Raw genomic sequence first — 18,199 nt, 5'->3', positions numbered from 1 at the left:
GTTGATTTTTAGCACAGCTAGACACCAAAGCGCCCCGCTGCCTCGAGATAAATCGAGGGAAGCGGGGCGCTTGAGTGTGCAGACTAGTTGATTACGGCAATGAGGTCGCCGCCTTCCACCTTGGTGGCCTGGCCAATGGCCACGCGGTCCACCACACCATCCTTGGTGGCGGAAATGGAGGCTTCCATCTTCATCGCTTCGATGACCGCGACTTGGTCGCCGGCCTTGACCTCGTCGCCTGACTCTGCCGTGGGGTTGACCACACCGGCGAACGGGGCCGCTACGTGGCCGTCATTGGACGGGTCCGCCTTCTCCACCGTGGCCACGGTGGATTCGGCGTTTTCATCGCGCACCTTCATCGGGCGGATTTGGCCGTTGACGTTGAGCACAACATTGCGCATGCCCTTCTCATCCGGCTCACCCACGGCATCGAGGCGCACCACGATCTGCTTAAGGTTGGAGCGATCGGTGGAATCTTCTGGGAAGAAGTGCACTACCTTTTCTTCGCCTTCGGTCAGGCCGTAGAAGAAGGTCGTATCCGTCAGCGCCTCGGTATTGCCATACTTGCGGCGGAACTCGTTGAATTCCTCGAACTGCTTGGGGAAGAGCAGGCGGTTCAGGCTGGCGCGGCGCTCATCCGAGTTATCCGATTCCAGGTGCGGCTGCTCCTCTGCCGGGACATCGTTAATCTGCGCACCGGTTTCGGCGCGACCATCGAGGACCTTATCGCGCAGCTCCGGCCAGCCACCCGGAGGGGTGCCCAGCTGGCCGCGGAGGAATTGATCCACGGAATCCGGGATATCGTACTTCGTCGGGTTGGCCGCGAAATCTTCCGGAGCAACGCCGGTGCCCACGAGGTGGAGCGCCAAATCACCCACCACCTTGGAGGACGGGGTGACCTTGGTGGGGCGGCCGAGCATCTCGTTGACGGCGGCGTAGTTATCCTCGATGACCTCGAAGCGATCCGCCAGGCCCAATGCGACGGCCTGCGCGCGCAGGTTCGACAGCTGACCGCCCGGAATCTCGTGCTTGTACACGCGGCCGGTCGGGCCAGGAATGCCGTTTTCAAACGGGGCGTATAGCTGGCGCACGGCCTCCCAGTACGGCTCCAAGTCCGAGACCGCTTGCAGGTCGATTCCGGTATCGCGCTTGGAGTTGGAGAATGCAGCGATGAGCGCGGAGAGCGATGGCTGCGACGTGGTGCCGGCCAGCGGCGCCGAGGCACCATCGACGATATCGGCGCCAGCGCGCGCAGCCGCGAAGTAGGTAGCGATCTGCCCACCGGCAGTATCGTGCGTGTGCACGTGGACCGGCAGATCGAATTCCTTGCGCAGCGCGGTCACCAGCGTGTGCGCGGCCTCTGGGCGCAGCAGGCCCGCCATGTCCTTAACGGCCAGGATGTGCGCGCCGGATTCTACAATCTGCTCGGCGAGCTTCAAGTAGTAATCCAAGGTGTAGAGGTCTTCCTTCGGCGAAGAAAGATCACCGGAATACGCCATGGCTACCTCGGCCACGGTGGTATTCGTCTCGAGCACGGCATCGATGGCAGGGCGCATCTGGGAGACATCGTTAAGCGCATCGAAAATGCGGAAGACATCCACGCCGGACTTAGCCGCTTCCTGCACGAAGGCGCGGCACAACGAATCCGGGTACGGGGTATAGCCCACGGTATTGCGCCCGCGCAGGAGCATCTGGATGTTCTGGTTCGGCATCGCCTCGCGCAGCAGATCCAGGCGCACCCAGGGATCCTCGTGGAGGAAGCGCATGGCCACGTCATAGGTAGCACCGCCCCATGCCTCCACGGAGAAGAGATCTGGGGTCAGGCGCGCCACGGCCTCTGCCGCGGAAACCAAGGCGGTGCTGCGCACGCGGGTGGCAAGCAGGGACTGGTGGGCATCGCGGAACGTCGTATCCGTGACCATCAAAGGGTCTTGGGCGCGAATCTTTTCCGCGTACTTCTGCGGCCCGAGCTCCAAGAGGTCATCGCGGGAACCGCGCGGGAGCGGCTCTTCCGTGTTGAACTTCGGCAGCTTATCAAACGGGCGCAGCGCGGTGGGCCTATCACCATTGGGCTTATTCACGGTGATATCCGCGATGTAGTCCAGGATACGGCCGGACTCATCCACCGCTGGTGGCGCCTTGAGCAGATCTGGGTGCTCGGTAATGAATCCGGTATCGACGCGGGTGTTGACGAAGTCCGACTCATTGAGCAAGGCGCACAGGAAGCCAATATTGGTGGCCACGCCGGAGACGTGGAACTCGTTCAGCGCGCGGCGGGCACGGTGGACGGCCTGCTCGAAGGTGGTGCCGCGGCAGGTCATCTTCACCAACAGGGAGTCGAAGTTGGGCGATACCTCAGCACCCACGGAGGTCGCACCATCCAGGCGCACACCAGCGCCGCCCGGCGAGCGGTACGCGGTCAACGTACCCGTATCTGGGCGGAAGCCATTATTCGGGTCTTCGGTAGTAATGCGGCACTGCAGGGCGGAGCCGGTAATGGTGATATTTTCCTGCGACAGGTTGATGTCTTCCAAGGAAGCACCTGCGGCGATATTCATCTGCGCCTTGACGATGTCCACACCGGTAACCTCCTCAGTCACGGTGTGCTCCACCTGCACGCGGGGGTTCATCTCAATAAATACGTGGTTGCCGCGCTCATCCACGAGGAACTCCACCGTGCCGGCGCCCTCATAGTTGATGTGCTCGCAGAAGTTCACGGCATCCTGACAGATGCGATCGCGCAGCTCCGGATCCAGCGATGGCGCGGGAGCGATTTCCACGACCTTCTGGTGGCGGCGTTGCACGGAGCAGTCACGCTCAAAGAGGTGGATGACATTGCCCTGGGAATCCGCAAGCACCTGCACCTCAATGTGTTGCGGATTAATCACCGCAGTCTCGAGGTACACGCTGCCATCGCCGAAGGCCGCCTCCGCCTCGCGCGAGGCCTCTGCCGCCCGTTCGCGCAGCTCAGATTCCGATTCCACGTAGCGCATACCGCGCCCGCCACCACCAGAGACGGCCTTGACAAAGACCGGGAAGCTGAAGTCACCGGCGTCTGCTACCAGCTTATCGATGTCCGTAGTCGGCTCCGAGTCCTGCAGTGTCGGCAGCCCCGCTTCCTTCGCGGCGTTAACCGCAGCGGACTTATCACCGGTGAGATCTAGCGTGCTCGGGGTGGGGCCAATGAACTTAATTCCATTGTCCTCGCAGGCACGGGCCAAATCAGCGCGCTCGGACAAGAAGCCGTAGCCCGGATAGATCGCATCCGCCTCAGACTTCTTGGCAGCGCGGATGATTTCCTCGATATCGAGGTACGCCTTAACGGGCTGTCCCTCGTTACCAATGCGCACTGCTTCATCCGCAAAGGCGCGGTGGAAGGAGTTGCGGTCTTCACGAGGATAGACGGCGACGGTCTTCGCCCCCGTTTCAAAGGCAGCGCGGAAAGCACGCACGGCGATTTCACCGCGGTTGGCTACCAAAATCTTGTCGAACGATGGAAGGGCGGAATTGGCCACTTGGGTGTTCCTTTCAACTTGGAAGACGCCGCGTTGCAACGTCCCCACTGGGGTGATCCGTCTCTCAGTTTAGAGATAAGAATAGTTTTTATCATCCCTTTTTAAAAACGGGATTTTCTACACTCACCTGCAACTTAAACCCCACGCAAGCAATTTCTGCCAGCCAACCAGTATTAACAGGCCTAGCAATTCTGCAAAGTCTGCAAATTTTCAGCCGGCAAATTTTTCGCAGCCGCAGACGCTACATGTGCATCCTCCTCTGCAATACCTGAGTCGAAAATGCAACATCTGAGGGCGCGGTTTGCTCAGTTATACCGTAGAAGGATGCACATTTAACGCCGATAAACGCAGCAGGATGCACAAATGCTCCCCACGTGAACGTGGGGAGCAAATGCGGTCCACTTAACGGCCTACTCAACGGCCCACCGCGGGACGAACCGCGCGGAGGCCGAGCGATTAGAAGGACTTAGGCGGAACGGAGCGCTGGTCTTCGCCGACGTAGGCGGACAGCGGGCGAATCAGCGAGTTGTTCTCGTTTTGTTCCACGATGTGCGCGGTCCAGCCGGTGATGCGGGCCATGACGAAGATCGGGGTGAAGAACTGAATATCGAACCCGAGGATGTGGTAGGCAGGGCCGGCCGGGAAGTCCAAGTTCGGCTTGATCTTGATCGAGGTGTTTTCTTCCATAGTCTTGGCCATAATGTCGTACATGTCGATCCACTTGGTCTGGTCGTGCTGCTCGGCCAACTCCTTGAAGGCAGCTTCCATGGTGGGAACGCGGGAGTCGCCGTTCTTGTACACGCGGTGACCAAAGCCCATGACCAGGTCCTTGTTGGCCAACTTGTTCTTGGTCCACTCCTCGGCCTTGGCAGGATCGTCTACCTCGAGGAAGTTCTTCATGACGGCCTCGTTGGCACCACCGTGCAGCGGCCCCTTGAGCGCGCCAATGGCGGCGACGATGGCGGAGTAGGTATCAGACATCGTGGAGGTAACCACGCGCGCCGAGAAGGTGGAGGCATTGAAGGAGTGCTCGGCGTAAAGGATGAGGGACTTATCAAAGGCCTCGATATCGGCGCGGTTGACCGCTGGGGAGCCTTCTTCATCGCCGAAGACCATCCACAGGAAGTTTTCGGCAAAGCCCTTCTTGCGGGACGGCTCGATGTAGCCCTCACCGCGGCGGCGACGGATGTCGAGCGCGATGATGGTGGGGATCTTCGCCATGAGTTCGAGCGCGGTACGGCGCACGTGCTCGGAGTCCTTGGTGTATTCCTCCGCGTCCTGGGCACCGATGAAGGAGATGGCTGTGCGCAGAACGTCCATGGGGTGGCAGCTTTGCGGCATGGACATGATCAGGTCAATGAGGTGGCGGTCTAGGTGTCGCAATGCCTTCTCACGCGCGGAGAAGCGGATGAGGGATTCTTGCCCCGGCAGCTTGCCATTCCACAAGAGGTAAGCGACCTCTTCGAAGGAGCAGTAGCGGGCCAGTTCTTGGACCGGGTAGCCGCGGTAGGTCAAAGAGTTGGTCTCTGGAACGACCTTGGAAATGGCGGTTTCATCGACAACGACACCGTAAAGGCCCTTGCGGATTTCTGGGGTTTCGTTTTTCTTATCGGACATGGTCACTGGCTCCTTAGCTTTCAAAAATGGGTTGGTAGCTGTCTTTGGAATAGGTGAATACGGACTGGTCAAACTCGTTGTATTCCTGGTAGCGGACCAGTTCGTACAGGCGGGAGCGGTGCTGCATGCGCTCTAACCACTCGGTCTGGATGCCGGTATCTTGCAAGTCGCGCAGGAATTCTTCGGTAGCGCCCATGGCCACGCGGAAGCTGGAGACCGGCCAGATCACGGCGTTGTATCCCAACCCGTCGAGGGTCTTTGCTGATTGCAGCTCGGTCTTGCCAAACTCCGTCATATTCGCCAACAGCGGCGTATCCACGGCGGCGCGGAACTTTTCAAAGTCCTCGGGGGAATATAGCGCCTCGGTGAAGATGAGGTCCGCACCGGCTTCGGCATAGGCCTTAGCGCGGTCGATGGCGTCATCGATGCCATTGACACCGGCGGCATCGGTACGCGCGCAGATGATGAAATTAGGATCGCGGCGCTCGTTGACGGCCGCGCTGATGCGGCGGACCATGACTTCCTTGTCCACCACTTCCTTGCCGTCGAGGTGCCCGCAACGCTTCGGGTTGACCTGATCCTCCAGGTGGCAGCCGGCTAGGCCGGCATCCTCGAGGGCGGCGACGGTGCGGGCGGCGGACATGGGTTCGCCGAAGCCGGTATCGGCATCGACAAGCACGGGCAAGTCGGTAGCGCGCGCGATCTGCCCGGCGCGCTGGGCCACCTCGGTCAAGGTAGTAAGCCCAATATCAGGCAGGCCCAAATCATTAGCCAGTACCGCGCCGGATACATAGACGCCGTCGAAGCCGCCGATGTCCTGGATAAGGCGGGCGGTCAGCGGGTTAAACGCGCCCGGCAGCGTGGTGATCGATCCGGATTCGATGGATTTGCGGAAGTTCGCACGCTTTTCAGCGTTGGTGATTGTAGAACCAAATAGTCCAGCCATTAGAAGATTCCCTCCGGTTTCTCGGGCGCGGTGGCAAGGTGCTCATCGCTGACCCGCACGTTGAGTTCGGTTAGATCGGTGAGGTTTTCTAGGTCTTGCACGGCGGTGAGGAAGCGCTCTTGCTCGGCCTCGTCGACGACGCCATCGGCAAGCTTTTTGAACTTGGCAATGTACTGCTCGCGGGCGAAGGGGCGGGCGCCCAGCGGGTGGGCGTCAGCTACGGCGCGCTCGTCTTCGATGACGGTGCCGTCCTTGAAAGTGATAACGGCCTTGCCGCCGAAGGCTTTTTCCTCAAGGTCGTTGGAGTGATAGCGGCGCGTCCACTCGGGATCCTCAACGGTGGAGATCTTCTGCCACAGCTCGATGGTCTCCGGGCGGTTGGAGCGCTCAGGGGAATAGGAGGTTTCGTGGTCCCAGACGCCATCTTCTAGCGCGACCGCGAAGATGTACATCACAGAGTGGTCCAGGGTTTCGCGGGAGGCGGAAGGATCCATCTTCTGCGGATCGTTCGCGCCGGTGCCGATGACGTAATGGGTGTGATGGGAGGTGTGCAGCACGATGGACTCGATATCCGCCGTCTTCAGGCCCTTATCCTCCAGCGTCTTTTTCAGCGCAAAGGCCATGTCGATGGGAGCCTGCGCCTGGTATTCCGCGGAGTGTTCCTTGGTGTAGGTATCCAGGATGGCGGTCTTGGCCTCACCGTTTTCTGGCAGGGGCACGGTGTAGGTGCGCTCTGGTGAATGCAGCATCCAGGCGATGAACCCGTCCTCGCCCTCCCAGATCGGTGCCGGGGCACCCTCGCCGCGCATGGTGCGGTCGACGGCCTCGATGGCCATCTTGCCCGCGAAGGCCGGCGCGTAGGCCTTCCACGAAGAAATCAGGCCCTTGCGGGACTGGCGGGTTGCCGTGGTGGTGTGCAGCGCCTGGCCGACGGCCTGGTAAATCGTATCCCTATCCAGGCCCAACATGGTGCCAAGCCCTGCGGCTACCGATGGCCCCAAGTGCGCCACGTGGTCGATCTTGTGCTCGTGCAGGCACATGCCTTTGACCAGGTTGACCTGGATTTCATAGCCGGTCGCAATGCCGCGGATAAGGTCGCGGCCGCTCAGACCCTTGTGCTGCGCTGCGGCAAGAAGCGGCGGAATATTATCGCCGGGGTGGGAATATTCGGCGGCGAGGAAGGTGTCGTGATAGTCCAACTCGCGGACTGCGGTGCCATTGGCCAGTGCGGCCCACTCTGCGGAATACGTGCCATCGATGCCGAAAATGGTGGAACCGCCCTTGTCCACGGGGTGGGCTTCTGCCATCACTCGCGCGGACGTCACAGGGCCACGGGCAACAGAGGCCATAGCCACGGCAGCATTGTCGATGATGCGGTTGATGATCATCTCGGTGGTTTCTTCCGGGACCTCTACGGGGTCCGCGGCCACCTCGGCCACCTTGAACGCCAGGTGCTCCTCGTATGGGAAGTCCTCGGCGGATTTATGGGTGCGTACCTCATGGTTTTTCACTAGTTGCGTCCTCCTTCATCAAGAATGCGTTGTAAATCACAGTAAATGTTTGCATGTGGTGCACGCTATAAGTAATGTTTGTGGAAATTAGCGGACTTCTTTTGTGAAATCTGCAAAACTTGTGATTTTCACAGCGCAGGGGACTTAAAGGAAGGACGGGGACGCATGACCAAGCACTATGCGGGGGCACGGATTCACGCTTTGCGCAAGCAGCGCGGGCTCACCCAGGTGGCGATGGCGAAGAAGTTGGGGTTATCCACGAGCTACCTCAACCAGTTGGAAAACGACCAGCGCCCGCTGACCGTAACCGTGTTAATGCAGCTAGCCCAGCGCTTTACCGTGGATCCCAGCTACTTCGCCGAAGACCGCGATATCCATACGATTACCGAGCTCCGCCACATCTTCCCCGATGCCTCTGAAGAAACGCTCTCGGATCTCGCCTCTCGCTTTCCCGAGTTGATGCCGCGGTTTGTTGATGTTGCTTCCCGCGCGCCCGCTGCGGACCCCTCCCCCTTTGAAGTGGTGCGGGATTTCTTTTATGACGCGCATAATTACATCCACGAGCTCGATGTGCTCGCAGAAGAACTCGCTGGCCAGTTGGGCGATCGCGTCCTGCGCCGCGGCCGGCTCGCCTCCCGCATGCATGAGGATCTGGGGGTTACGGTGCGCTTTTCCCGTCCCGGCCCTCGGCGCAGCTTCGACCCAGATACGCGCGAGCTCTCGCTGCGCGATGGGTTATCTGAGGCGCAATTGGTCTTTGAAATGGCCCTGCAATACTGCCTGCTGGCCTACGGCGATATCTGTGACAACCTCGTATCTGAACTGCCCGAAGGCGAATCCCAAGACTTAGCCACCCTGGGCCTTGCGCAGTACTTCGCGGCGGCTGTCACCATGCCCTACCAGCGCTTTCTCACGATGGCAGAAGATACCCGCTACGATATCGACCTGCTGTGCAACTACTTTGGGACTGGGTTTGAAACAACCGCGCAGCGCCTCGCCACGCTCCAGCGCCCAGGGCTTAAGGGCGTGCCCTTTTCCTTCATCCGCACCGACCGCGCGGGCAATATTTCCAAGCGGCAGTCCTCTACCGCCTTTCACTTCGCGCGCTCTGGTGGATCCTGCCCCCTGTGGGTAGTCCACCGCGCCTTTGAAACCCCGAACCGCATTACCCGCCAGGTCGCCGCCATGCCGGATGGCCACGCTTACCTGTGGATCGGGCGTTTCGTGCAGGGAACCGCCAAGTCGTGGGGCACCCCGCGCAAGGAATTCGCGGTAGGCCTAGGCTGCGATATCACCCAGGCGGATCGCATCGTCTATGCCGATGCCTTGAACCTGGACAGTTCCGCCGCCACCCCGATTGGCCCAGGCTGTACGGCCTGCCCCCGCGAATTCTGTCCACAGCGCGCCCTGCCGGAGGCAGATAGGCCGATCAAAATCGAGCTTAACCGCACTGCGGAGCATGCTTACTCCACGTTCTAGGAACGAGGTTTACTCCAGGTCATCATGGGCCACCAAGCGGCGGGCGGCCTCGGTGATGGTGCCAGATAGCGATGGGTAGACCGCAAAGGAATCGGCCAGCTGGTTCACCGTGAGCTGATTGGTCACTGCCATAGCGATGGGCAGGATGAGCTCGGAGGCGGTCGGCGCGACGATGACGCCACCGATCACGCGGCCGGACGTTGCGCGGCAGAATAGCTTGACAAAACCGTGCTGCAGCGAACGCATCTTTGCACGCGGGTTGGTATTGAGCGGCATGGTAATGGCGCGGGCGGCGACCTCACCGGCCTCGATCTCGGCCTGGGTAAAGCCGACCGCGGCGATCTCCGGGCGGGTAAAGACCGCGTTAGCCACGGTCTTCAGGCGCAGCGGCGAGACGCCTTCACCAAGCGCGTGGTACATCGCCACACGGCCCTGCATCGCGGCCACGGAGGCAAGCGGGAAAAGATCGGAGCAGTCACCGGCTGCGTAAATGCCGGCAATATTGGTGCGCGAGACGCGGTCTACCTGGATGTGACCAGACTTCGCGGTTTCCACGCCCACGTTTTCCAGCTTCAGATCCTTGGTATTCGGGACAGAACCAATGGACATGATGACGTGCGAGCCGTGAATCTCGCGCCCGTCCTGCGTGGTGACCAGCACGTTACCGTCCTCGGTGCGGTTAACGGTTTCCACGCGGCAGTTCTTTTCCAGCTCCACGCCGCGCTCGCTCAGCACGGTTTCGAGGACGTCGGCGGCATCGGCATCATCATGCGGCAAGATGCGATCGCGCGAGGCCACCATCGTGACCTTGACGCCCAGCTCGGCAAAGGCGGAGACGAACTCCGCACCGGTGACACCGGAACCCACCACAATGAGGTGCTCCGGCAGCTCGGTGAGGTTATAGACCTGCTGCCAGGTCAGGATACGCTCGCCATCCGGCTGGGCGCCGGGCAAAATGCGTGGGGTGGCGCCGGTAGCCACCAAGACGAGGTCCGCATCCAGCGTCTCCTCGTGGCCATCCTCATTGAAGACCGCGGTGACCTTGTGCCCACCAAAGGCATCGGCCTGCTGATCCTCCGGGAAGTGCGCGCGGCCATCGATAACGCGGGCGCCCAGGGAATCCATGGTATTGCGGATATCACCGGATTGCTTAGCCGCCAAGTCCTGCACGCGCTGGTTCAGCGCACTGATGGAAAGCTGCGCCTTGCCGATGCCCTCGTTCAGCTCCATGTCATCCGCGCGGCGCAAGTCCGTTTTAATATTGGCGCCGGCAATAAACGACTTGGAGGGAACACAGTCCAAGACCACGCTATTGCCGCCCATGCCTTGGTCTTCGATGATGGTGATTTCCGCGCCGTACTTGGCGCCAGCCAGCGCTGCCTCATAGCCCGCCGGGCCACCGCCGATGATGACAATTCGCTTGGTCTGGTTCAACACGCAATTGCTCCTTTATAGGCTCCACTTTTAAAGTCGCCTACGAGTCTAACCCGTAGGTAACCCCAGCGCGTTAGTCCGCCTGCGCATTCTCCCCCATAAATTGCTCGACCACAGCCCCGAAAAGCTTAATGCCCACACCAATTGCCCGCTCATCCACGATGAGGTCGCCCATGTGCAGATCGTGCTGCTCCCCCTCCCCGGACCAGCAACCAAGGCGCGCCATGGAACCGGGCACCTTTTCCAAATACCAGGAAAAGTCCTCGCCGCCGGAAGACTGCGGGGCCTGGACCACGGCTTGCGGGTCGATGGATTGTGCGGCAGAAGCGAGCATGGCGGTAGCGACGTCATCGTTAAGCACCGGCGGCACGCCGCGGTTATAGGACAATTCGTGTTCTACCCCCACCGGCGCGAGGATCTGATCCACTAGCTCCGCGAAGAGCTCCTGCATCTGGCGCCAGATGGTGATATCGGCGGTGCGCATCGTGCCGGTCAGCATGCCAGTTTCCGGGATTGCGTTAGGAGCGTAGCCGGAATTGACCTGGCCAAAGACCAAAACCGTGCCGGTGCGCGGATCAACGCGGCGAGACAGCAGCGCCGGCAGCTCCGTAATAACCTTGCCCAGCGCATAGACCACATCCGCGGATAGGTGTGGGCGCGAGGTATGCCCGCCCGGGCCCTTGATCTTGAGCTCCACCACGTCCGTTGCCGAGGTAATAGCCCCGGCGCGGATGCCAATGCGCCCCACGCGCAGCTTCGGCTCGGCGTGGATGGCGAAGATGGAATGCACGCCTTCTAACGCGCCCCAAGAAATAACGTCGGTGGCCCCGCCGACCCACACTTCCTCCGCCGGCTGGAAGATGACGCGAATGCCCAGCTCCAGCTCATTAACCCGCTGGAAATCCGCCAGCGCGCACGCCAAGCCGAGCGCCACGGTGGTGTGCACATCGTGGCCGCACGCGTGCATGGTACCGGGCTTCTCGGAGGTAAACTCCAGCCCTGTTACCTCGGTAATGGGCAGGGCATCGATATCGGCGCGGAAGGCCAAGCGGCCAAGCTCTGTATCCGGGCCGATATCCACCATGAGGCCGGTGTGCGGGAAGCGCTGCGGCTCGAGCCCGTAATCCGCAAGGATATTCGCGATGTAATTGGTGGTTTCCACCTCTTGGTTCGCCGTTTCCGGATTGCGGTGGATATGGCGCCGCCACGCGATGACCTCCGCACGGTGAGCATCGAACCACTCGTTAATAAACTCCGAGATCACGCGCACGCCTCCCTGTTGCTGGACTATCTCTTGGAGGCAGTCTACAACTAGACCATGCGGTTCAGTAAGTCAGGGTGGTTAGCCCCGCGCATCACTAAAGCGCCGCTGGTTGATGTAGTCCTGTGGAAAGGGCGCCACATCTTCTACCCCGAGCACGGCGGAGTCTGCCAAGTGGCCCTCCACCACGTCCCCACCGGCCGGCAAGAGGACCGCCGGCGGGATTTCTAAAGCCAGCGCCAGTTTGTACACCGTGGATAATTGCGGGTCCGCCATGGTGTGTAGGCCATTTTCATTGCGTTCCAGGTTGGAAATCTGGCTGCGCGATACCCCCGAAATATCCGCAAGCACTTGCTGGGATACCCCGCGCCGCTCGCGCACGCGGCGCAGTTGTTGCGAAAATCCGTAGCCGTAGCTCGACCACATTAGTTGAATAAAACTCACGATCATTTCCCCCTTTGAAAGCCGCCTTCGGGCTTTCAGGGAGAAATACTAGCTTAAAGATCGATATTGCGCGGGCCGTAGAGGCGATCGCCGGCATCGCCAAGCCCCGGCACGATATAGGCATCCGCATTGAGTTCAGGGTCAATGGCGGCGGTGACGAGGCGGACGGGAAGGCCCGATTTCTCCAGCGCATCCACGCCATTTTGGGCCGAGACCATGCAGATGGCGGTGATATCGGTAGCGCCGCGGGCGGCCAAGAGGCGCAGGGCGTGCAGCAGGGATCCGCCGGTGGCCAGCATGGGATCAACGACGAAGACGGTGCGCCCGGTCAGGTCTTGCGGCAGCGCCTCCAAGTACGGCACGGGCTCGTGGGTTTCTTCATCGCGCGCCATGCCAATGAAGCCGACCTGGGCATCTGGAATCATCGACAGGGCGGGATCCACCATGCCGAGCCCGGCGCGAATGATGGGCACGATGATGGGTGGATCCTGCAGGCGGGTGCCTTGTGCTGTGGCAACCGGGGTTTCGCAAGCGAAGTTTTCTACCGCCAAATCGCGGGAGGCTTCATATACGAGCATGGTTCCCAGGTCCTTGAGCGCAGCGCGAAAAGCGGAGTTATCACTGCGCGCATCGCGCATCAGGGTCAGGCGGGAAGCAGCAAGCGGGTGGTCTACGACGTGGATATCCATGCCCACTACTTTAAACTTTTTGGGAACCACTTGGGCCATTGGCCAGTCCAATAGGGCATGAGACCATTTCAGATAGATACCGCCCACGCCCGTCATTTAGCCCGTGACCTGCATGCGAACGCGCAGGGAGACAATCCACCCCACCCGGCATTGCCCGAAGATTCGGCCTTTACCGGGTTCAATGAGGCCGTTCATGCCGCCTTAGACAATATTGGGGCGCGGATGACCATGCTGCGCCACGATATGGGGCACATCGCGCAGTCTTCCTTCCAGATGTCGCGTGAAGCGGAAGACTCCGATGCGGCGCTGCGCGACTTACTCGGGGCGGCGATCTAAGTGCTTGCTACCGCCATTAAAAATATCGCCGCGCTGCAGCCTTCGCCGCTTCCCGATGTCCAACTTCCCCGCGTCCCAGATCTCTCCGCCGCCCAGCCGCTGGCGGATATCGCGCACGGTGATGCCTCGCAGCTTATCGCCGCCGCGAACCTCCTCACCGGCGATAACGAGACCATCTCCGCAGTACTCAACCAGGCCCGCGGCCTCGTTACGGCGGCTGCCGGCGATATCTTTGGCATCGGCACGCGGCTCATCCAGGCCGCTGCGCCCATCGCGATGGGATTAATCTCCCTTGATCCCGCCTCCCGGGCTGCAGCGCTTGCGTCCCTTCGCACCGTGATAGACGAGCACATTGGCTTGGCGATGGCCCGGGTCAACCGACTGAAAGACGAGCTCACCACCACCGCCGCGGCCCTGTTGCCCATCTCCCAGCGACCGGTGGAATCAGCCGTTGGCCAGCCCCAGCAGGCCACGGCCGCCGCGGCGACGCATACCGCGGTGGCTCCTCCGGCGGAGCTCGGTGCTGCACCCGCGCCGCACGCATCAGCGGGCGCAGAAGCTGGCTCAGAGGCAGGCCGCGCGGCCGTGGCCGCGGCCAAGAGCCAGGTGGGCCAGCCCTATACCTGGGGCGGAACCGGCAACGGTGGCTTTGACTGCTCAGGGCTTACCCAGTGGGCCTATTCCCAAGCGGGGGTGGATATACCGCGCACGGCGGACCAGCAGGCCATCGGCAAGCAGGTCAGCGCCGATCAACTCCAGCCCGGCGATCTGGTGGTCTGGGATGGCCATGTGGCGATGTATTCCGGTAATGGCGAGATTGTGGAGGCCGGCGACCCCGTACAGACCAACCCGCTGCGAACGAATAATATGGGCATGCAATTTAAGGGTTTTTGGCGGCCGACTGCCTGACAAGGCCCCGGCAATTCCGCGCGGCAGCTGGGGCGTTGGGTAGACTAAAAGCTCATGAGTACCCGTGCGATTGTGCCTATTAAGCTCTCCTTGACTGAGGGCGATTTTTATACCCTCTGGGCGCCCAAGTGGCGCGAAAATGGCTCCGAGTGGCAAGCCTTTTTGGGCGACGATGACTCCGTCTTGGTCTTTGACTCCCCCGCTGAGCTGCTGTGCTACCTAGAGTCCGATGCCAAGCATGACCTGCTGGATCACCCGCAGTGGGAGCAATTTTCCGCCCGCCCGGCGCACCGCGTCACCCCGGCCAAGCGCGATGAATACGATCTCATCGGCATGCCAGAAGCCCTCGCCGGCCGCCCCAGCCACGCCAATGTCTCCACCGTGGCGCGCGATCTCGAGGTGGCATCCGCGCTTGCCGATGTCGCCGCTGCCGAACAGACCACCATCTTCTTCGCCACCCACTCCATCCTGCGCAACGTCTCCCGCGGCGCCGATCACTACTCGGGCGAGCAGGGACTGAATGAGTGGACCGGCGTCGGGCGGGTCATCTTGACCAATTGGAAGAAGGTCATCGCGGATCTGGATAAGCACGTCCGCGTGGTTCCTAGCGATGAATTCGACGCCGCCGCTATCTCCGATGCCGAAACCCGCATCTCCGAGGCCGCGAGTGCCGCCGAAGCCGCAGCCAAGGAAGCCGAAGAAAAGCGCAAGGCCGCAGCAGACGCTGCCGATCCTTATGACGAGTCCCCCTGGGCCGCCGCCGGAATCGACCCGATTAAGATCACCGCGCAGTCGAAGTCCGTCTACACGCTGCGCACCTACCTAGACGGCAAGCCCATCTTCTTGGGCAAGTGGGGCGAAATCTTTACCTTCGATTCCTCCAAGACGCTAGTGCGGTGGCTCATCGACAATGATGACCACGACTTGGCACGCGTGTCCACCTGGGAGGACGTCGTCACCGCAGCCAACGCCGGTGAGCTAGAGGTGCAAGTCCATCCGGATAACCAGTATTCCTTCAACGGGCTTGTCCGCGATATTGAAAAGGGTCCAGAAGCGGTAGACTCCGACCAGCTGGCCCGCTGCTACGAGGTCTGCGCCGATGCCGCGGACTGGGCCGGGGACGATTCCATCAACTCCTATATGCTGGCCAATCCGCGCCTGCAGGACTACCTGGGCTACATGCTCGGTTCCACCGAGCACGCCGGCTACGTCCCGTCGAAGCCGTATAACGAACACGCCGAGTCCTGGAAGGGCCTCGAGAACATGCTGATTAAGCGTTTCTCCCGCTTCTAGAATCACCAGGTCTCTTTAAAACAGAAGAAAGCCAGCCACTCCCCGATCTGGGTGGCTGGCTTCTTTTGTGGCCAAGAGCCCCGACGAGGCGGCTAGGAACGGCGGCTCCTGTTGGCGCCGCTTCCCAGCGTGGCCCACGGTTTTAGAAGTCGCGCAGGATGCGCTGTGCCAAAGGCTCAGAGGATGCCGGGTTCTGGCCGGTGTAGAGGTTGCGGTCAACCTCAACATAAGGCTGCATCGGGTCGGTCTGCTTGAAATCAGCGCCGAGCTCGCGCAGGCGGGTCTCAACAACCCACTTGGCGGCGGCGATGGTCTCCTCGCCCTCTTCGGCGTTGGTAAAGCCGGTCATGGTGTAGCCCTTAAGCGGCCAGTTGTCATTGTCCAGCGCGAGCAATGCAGCCGGTGCGTGACAGACCAGGGATAGCGCGCGGCCGGAGTCGATGCGCTCCTGCAGCAGCTTGGCGGAGTCCTGGTCATAAGCTAAGTCCTCCATTGGGCCGTGGCCGCCGGGGTAAAAGACGAGGTCGTAGTCGGCTTCCTTAATATCGGCCAGGTTCAGTGGGTCTTCCAGGTCTGGACCGATTTCTGCGAGGTAGTTCTCCTGCTCGGCGCGGTCGCCCTCAGACAATACCTCGAGGCTGTACTCGTCTACCACGGGTGCCTTTGCGTTCGGCGTAGCAAAGTCGATATCCCAACCAGCGTTCTTAAAAACGCGGTGCGGAGCGATGAGCTCCTCGGCCCAGTAACCGGTAGGACGGGCGCTGCCATCAGCCAGCGTCCACTTATCAGCGGCGGTAACAACGAATAGTGCGGAAGGCATGTCTTCCTCCTTTATGTAGATTAACTATCTATTACTCTTCGGAAGCGTTGTCATTCAGGTTCATTGAGAACCCGGAATCTTGGAGCGACTCCTCAGTATCGGGGCCGACAAGTTCCGGATCGGAGAGGTCCTCGTAGGCCGGAAGGACAACGGTCTCAAGGATACGCTGCCTTGTCTCTTCGGTGTCGAAAATATTCTCAATCGCCTTTACGGTGAGATCGAAAAACTCCTCCAAGCCGTATCCAAAGGTCTCGCTCAAGGCGAGAAACTGCCTGCTCAGTGTGGAATCACCGGAGGAGACGGAGCAGGTAAAACCGAGCTGCTGTAACAGCGGCAGCGGGTGATCCGTGAGTTCCTCGACATCGTCCACGGGCGAAAATACCAGTGGAATGTGTCGGTCGCGGATCCATCCGGAGGCCTTGCCCGGGCGGATTCCATCGACATCGGCGGTGAAATCATCGATCATATTCACCGGTCGCAGCAAACGGTTCACTCCGGCCTGCGCCGCGCTTTCGGTGGCGGCGAAATCCTCGCCCACCGCGATCTGCGTAGGCAGGTACTTCGCGCGGAATTCCGCCGCTGCGGCAGCATTCCCCTCCGGCAGGGTGTAGCCCGCAATACCCGCAGAGTCCTCAGCGTTAGCCGCCGGCTCTGCCGCCTCGAGGACAAACCGAACCTCAAGATCGCCGAAGCGTTCTGCGGCCACCTTGCGCACAACCGCTGACGTATCGAAAGAATAAGCCGCGGGGTTGAGCTGCAGCTCGGCGTAGACCACGTGGTCATCGGCAAGCTGGGCGCACTGCTCGCGAATATCCGCATTCAATTCCTCCGCGGTGCCGGCCTGCGAGCGGACCGGTTCCCAGAGGGATACCTTGGGCAGTTGTTCCACCACGCTCTCGGCGGAATCCTTGTTTTCGGGGCTAATCAAAGGTGCATCATGCATGCGCACCATCGTAGGCACGCACCCTAGGATGCGCCATATCCGCGCCCCACCCGCGTTTTACTTGCGCGGCTTCCTCTTAACCACTTCGGCGTTTGCGAGATCGTCGTGGGAACCGCGCAGGTTGTTTTCCTCGTTGATGGTGGTCGCGTGCACCACCGCACCCAACATACCCACCAATTGACCGATACCAGGAATCACGTTAATTAGGCGCCACCACTGGCGCTTGGCGGACTGGCTAAGGCTGAGCTTTTCCTTCGTATCCACGTCCCGCACGGTATAGCCGGCAAGAATCTTTGCCGGGCTAGCGCCCAACCAAACTTCGCTGCCCAGAACGTAGACCACCATGACGATGCAGAAAACGACAAAGGACAGGGCTTCTACATCCGCGAGCTCGTCGACGCCCGCGCCAACCGCGCCGCTGATGCCGCCGGCCAAGAAAAAGTCCAAGATGCCCATGCCGATGCGCGTTTCCTGGGACGGCCGTTTCTGCGCTTGGTGCTGGATTGGCGCCGGCGCGGTAGCGGGCGATGGCACCATCTGCTGCTGCGGCGAGGCATGCTGGGCGAATGGATCGCGCGCGTACGGGGAGCTATACGGGCTGGGCTGGGCAAACCCAGGTGCCTGTGCCGGGCCCTGTGGTTGATCGTAGAAGTTCGGCTGCGGGCGCGGGGCCGGGGACCACTGCCCCACCGAGCTCAGTGTGCCGAGCTCGCCCCACGTCGGGCGGAGGCCGGTGCGCAATGCTTCATCGTATTCGGCCCTCTTCTTCGCCGAACCCAGGATGCTGGCCGCTATGCGCAGCTGGACGCGCCGCGGCTCATCCTGGTTATATCCCTGCTGCCCGAGCTTGATGTCTTTTGCTTCCAATAAAACGGAAAGCTCGTCCTCGCCGCCACTGCGGTCGAGGTCCCACTTTTCGTAGAGGTCTGGGGCAATATCATCGGCGTTCATAGTGTCCTATCTTAAAGGTAAGGCGCGCGGCGGTCCTCACCCGTAGGGAGG

General features: G+C 61.0%; 15 protein-coding genes. 4 read left to right on the top strand and 11 right to left on the bottom strand.

Going from position 1 to position 18,199, the window contains the following annotated elements; all coding sequences use genetic code 11:
* Positions 1–83: 83 nt before the first annotated feature.
* The 4 genes from ACP8IT_RS02840 to prpD all read right to left on the bottom strand — a co-directional run bounded on the left by ACP8IT_RS02840 (position 84) and on the right by prpD (position 7,589).
* Positions 84–3,515 (bottom strand): pyruvate carboxylase, encoded by a 3,432-nt coding sequence (locus tag ACP8IT_RS02840; protein ID WP_490290353.1) that lies wholly within the window; start codon positions 3,513–3,515, stop codon positions 84–86.
* A 456-nt stretch (positions 3,516–3,971) separates the two neighbouring features.
* Positions 3,972–5,132 (bottom strand): bifunctional 2-methylcitrate synthase/citrate synthase, encoded by a 1,161-nt coding sequence (locus tag ACP8IT_RS02835; RefSeq protein WP_023030189.1) that lies wholly within the window; start codon positions 5,130–5,132, stop codon positions 3,972–3,974.
* 13 nt (positions 5,133–5,145) lie between these two features.
* Positions 5,146–6,078: a methylisocitrate lyase gene (gene prpB / locus ACP8IT_RS02830; RefSeq protein WP_490290352.1), complete on the bottom strand. Its 933-nt coding sequence runs from the start codon at positions 6,076–6,078 to the stop codon at positions 5,146–5,148.
* Positions 6,078–7,589 (bottom strand): 2-methylcitrate dehydratase PrpD, encoded by a 1,512-nt coding sequence (prpD, locus tag ACP8IT_RS02825; protein ID WP_490290351.1) that lies wholly within the window; start codon positions 7,587–7,589, stop codon positions 6,078–6,080. The genes prpB and prpD overlap by 1 nt, the downstream gene beginning before the upstream one ends.
* A gap of 165 nt (positions 7,590–7,754) precedes the next feature.
* Here prpD and ACP8IT_RS02820 point away from each other — a divergent pair, with 165 nt between their 5' ends.
* Positions 7,755–9,068, top strand: coding sequence for a short-chain fatty acyl-CoA regulator family protein (locus ACP8IT_RS02820; RefSeq protein WP_023016835.1), 1,314 nt, complete (start codon positions 7,755–7,757; stop codon positions 9,066–9,068).
* A 9-nt stretch (positions 9,069–9,077) separates the two neighbouring features.
* Here the strand turns inward: ACP8IT_RS02820 and ACP8IT_RS02815 are convergent, their stop codons facing one another.
* From ACP8IT_RS02815 to upp, 4 genes are all read right to left on the bottom strand, one after another.
* Positions 9,078–10,505 (bottom strand): NAD(P)H-quinone dehydrogenase, encoded by a 1,428-nt coding sequence (locus ACP8IT_RS02815; RefSeq protein WP_005281545.1) that lies wholly within the window; start codon positions 10,503–10,505, stop codon positions 9,078–9,080.
* A 70-nt stretch (positions 10,506–10,575) separates the two neighbouring features.
* Positions 10,576–11,766, bottom strand: coding sequence for a M20 family metallopeptidase (locus ACP8IT_RS02810; protein WP_005277354.1), 1,191 nt, complete (start codon positions 11,764–11,766; stop codon positions 10,576–10,578).
* Positions 11,767–11,844: 78 nt separating this feature from the next.
* Positions 11,845–12,213, bottom strand: a complete 369-nt coding sequence (locus ACP8IT_RS02805) for a helix-turn-helix domain-containing protein (RefSeq protein ID WP_023028365.1) — start codon at positions 12,211–12,213, stop codon at positions 11,845–11,847.
* Positions 12,214–12,260: 47 nt separating this feature from the next.
* On the bottom strand, positions 12,261–12,896 hold the full coding sequence (gene upp, locus ACP8IT_RS02800; RefSeq protein ID WP_034653796.1) for a uracil phosphoribosyltransferase: 636 nt from the start codon (positions 12,894–12,896) through the stop codon (positions 12,261–12,263).
* A 57-nt stretch (positions 12,897–12,953) separates the two neighbouring features.
* Here upp and ACP8IT_RS02795 point away from each other — a divergent pair, with 57 nt between their 5' ends.
* The 3 genes from ACP8IT_RS02795 to ACP8IT_RS02785 are packed head-to-tail and all read left to right on the top strand — an operon-like array spanning position 12,954 to position 15,434.
* Entirely contained in the window at positions 12,954–13,232 is a 279-nt protein-coding gene (locus ACP8IT_RS02795) for a hypothetical protein (RefSeq protein ID WP_005277346.1), read from the top strand.
* Positions 13,233–14,141 carry a C40 family peptidase gene (locus ACP8IT_RS02790; protein ID WP_126318403.1) on the top strand — a complete coding sequence of 303 codons (909 nt, stop codon included), beginning with the start codon at positions 13,233–13,235 and terminating at the stop codon, positions 14,139–14,141. It begins immediately after the preceding gene.
* Positions 14,142–14,195: 54 nt separating this feature from the next.
* The gene (locus tag ACP8IT_RS02785) at positions 14,196–15,434 is read left to right on the top strand and encodes a hypothetical protein (RefSeq protein ID WP_284610014.1); all 1,239 of its coding nucleotides are present in this window, start codon (positions 14,196–14,198) and stop codon (positions 15,432–15,434) included.
* 142 nt (positions 15,435–15,576) lie between these two features.
* Here the strand turns inward: ACP8IT_RS02785 and ACP8IT_RS02780 are convergent, their stop codons facing one another.
* The 3 genes from ACP8IT_RS02780 to ACP8IT_RS02770 are packed head-to-tail and all read right to left on the bottom strand — an operon-like array spanning position 15,577 to position 18,148.
* A complete protein-coding gene (locus tag ACP8IT_RS02780) occupies positions 15,577–16,254 on the bottom strand; it encodes a type 1 glutamine amidotransferase domain-containing protein (RefSeq protein WP_288747809.1) in 678 nt (225 codons plus the stop codon).
* Positions 16,255–16,285: 31 nt separating this feature from the next.
* Positions 16,286–17,206 carry an amidohydrolase family protein gene (locus tag ACP8IT_RS02775; protein ID WP_490290584.1) on the bottom strand — a complete coding sequence of 307 codons (921 nt, stop codon included), beginning with the start codon at positions 17,204–17,206 and terminating at the stop codon, positions 16,286–16,288.
* A 48-nt stretch (positions 17,207–17,254) separates the two neighbouring features.
* On the bottom strand, positions 17,255–18,148 hold the full coding sequence (locus tag ACP8IT_RS02770; RefSeq protein ID WP_490290350.1) for an RDD family protein: 894 nt from the start codon (positions 18,146–18,148) through the stop codon (positions 17,255–17,257).
* Between the last annotated feature and the right edge of the window lie 51 nt (positions 18,149–18,199).

The sequence above is a fragment of the Corynebacterium sp. LaCa_23 genome, from assembly GCF_058182375.1.
Note: the sequence above shows the minus strand (reverse complement) of the source record. Positions and strands in the feature narration are given on the sequence as shown.

Coding starts and splice junctions, on each gene's coding strand:
- ACP8IT_RS02785 (WP_284610014.1), top strand. CDS start 14,196: ATGAGTACCCGTGCGATTGTGCCTATTAAGCTCTCCTTGACTGAGGGC.
- ACP8IT_RS02820 (WP_023016835.1), top strand. CDS start 7,755: ATGACCAAGCACTATGCGGGGGCACGGATTCACGCTTTGCGCAAGCAG.
- ACP8IT_RS02775 (WP_490290584.1), bottom strand. CDS start 17,206: ATGGTGCGCATGCATGATGCACCTTTGATTAGCCCCGAAAACAAGGAT.
- ACP8IT_RS02805 (WP_023028365.1), bottom strand. CDS start 12,213: ATGATCGTGAGTTTTATTCAACTAATGTGGTCGAGCTACGGCTACGGA.
- ACP8IT_RS02780 (WP_288747809.1), bottom strand. CDS start 16,254: ATGCCTTCCGCACTATTCGTTGTTACCGCCGCTGATAAGTGGACGCTG.
- prpB (WP_490290352.1), bottom strand. CDS start 6,078: ATGGCTGGACTATTTGGTTCTACAATCACCAACGCTGAAAAGCGTGCG.
- ACP8IT_RS02770 (WP_490290350.1), bottom strand. CDS start 18,148: ATGAACGCCGATGATATTGCCCCAGACCTCTACGAAAAGTGGGACCTC.
- ACP8IT_RS02795 (WP_005277346.1), top strand. CDS start 12,954: ATGAGACCATTTCAGATAGATACCGCCCACGCCCGTCATTTAGCCCGT.
- upp (WP_034653796.1), bottom strand. CDS start 12,896: ATGGATATCCACGTCGTAGACCACCCGCTTGCTGCTTCCCGCCTGACC.
- ACP8IT_RS02835 (WP_023030189.1), bottom strand. CDS start 5,132: ATGTCCGATAAGAAAAACGAAACCCCAGAAATCCGCAAGGGCCTTTAC.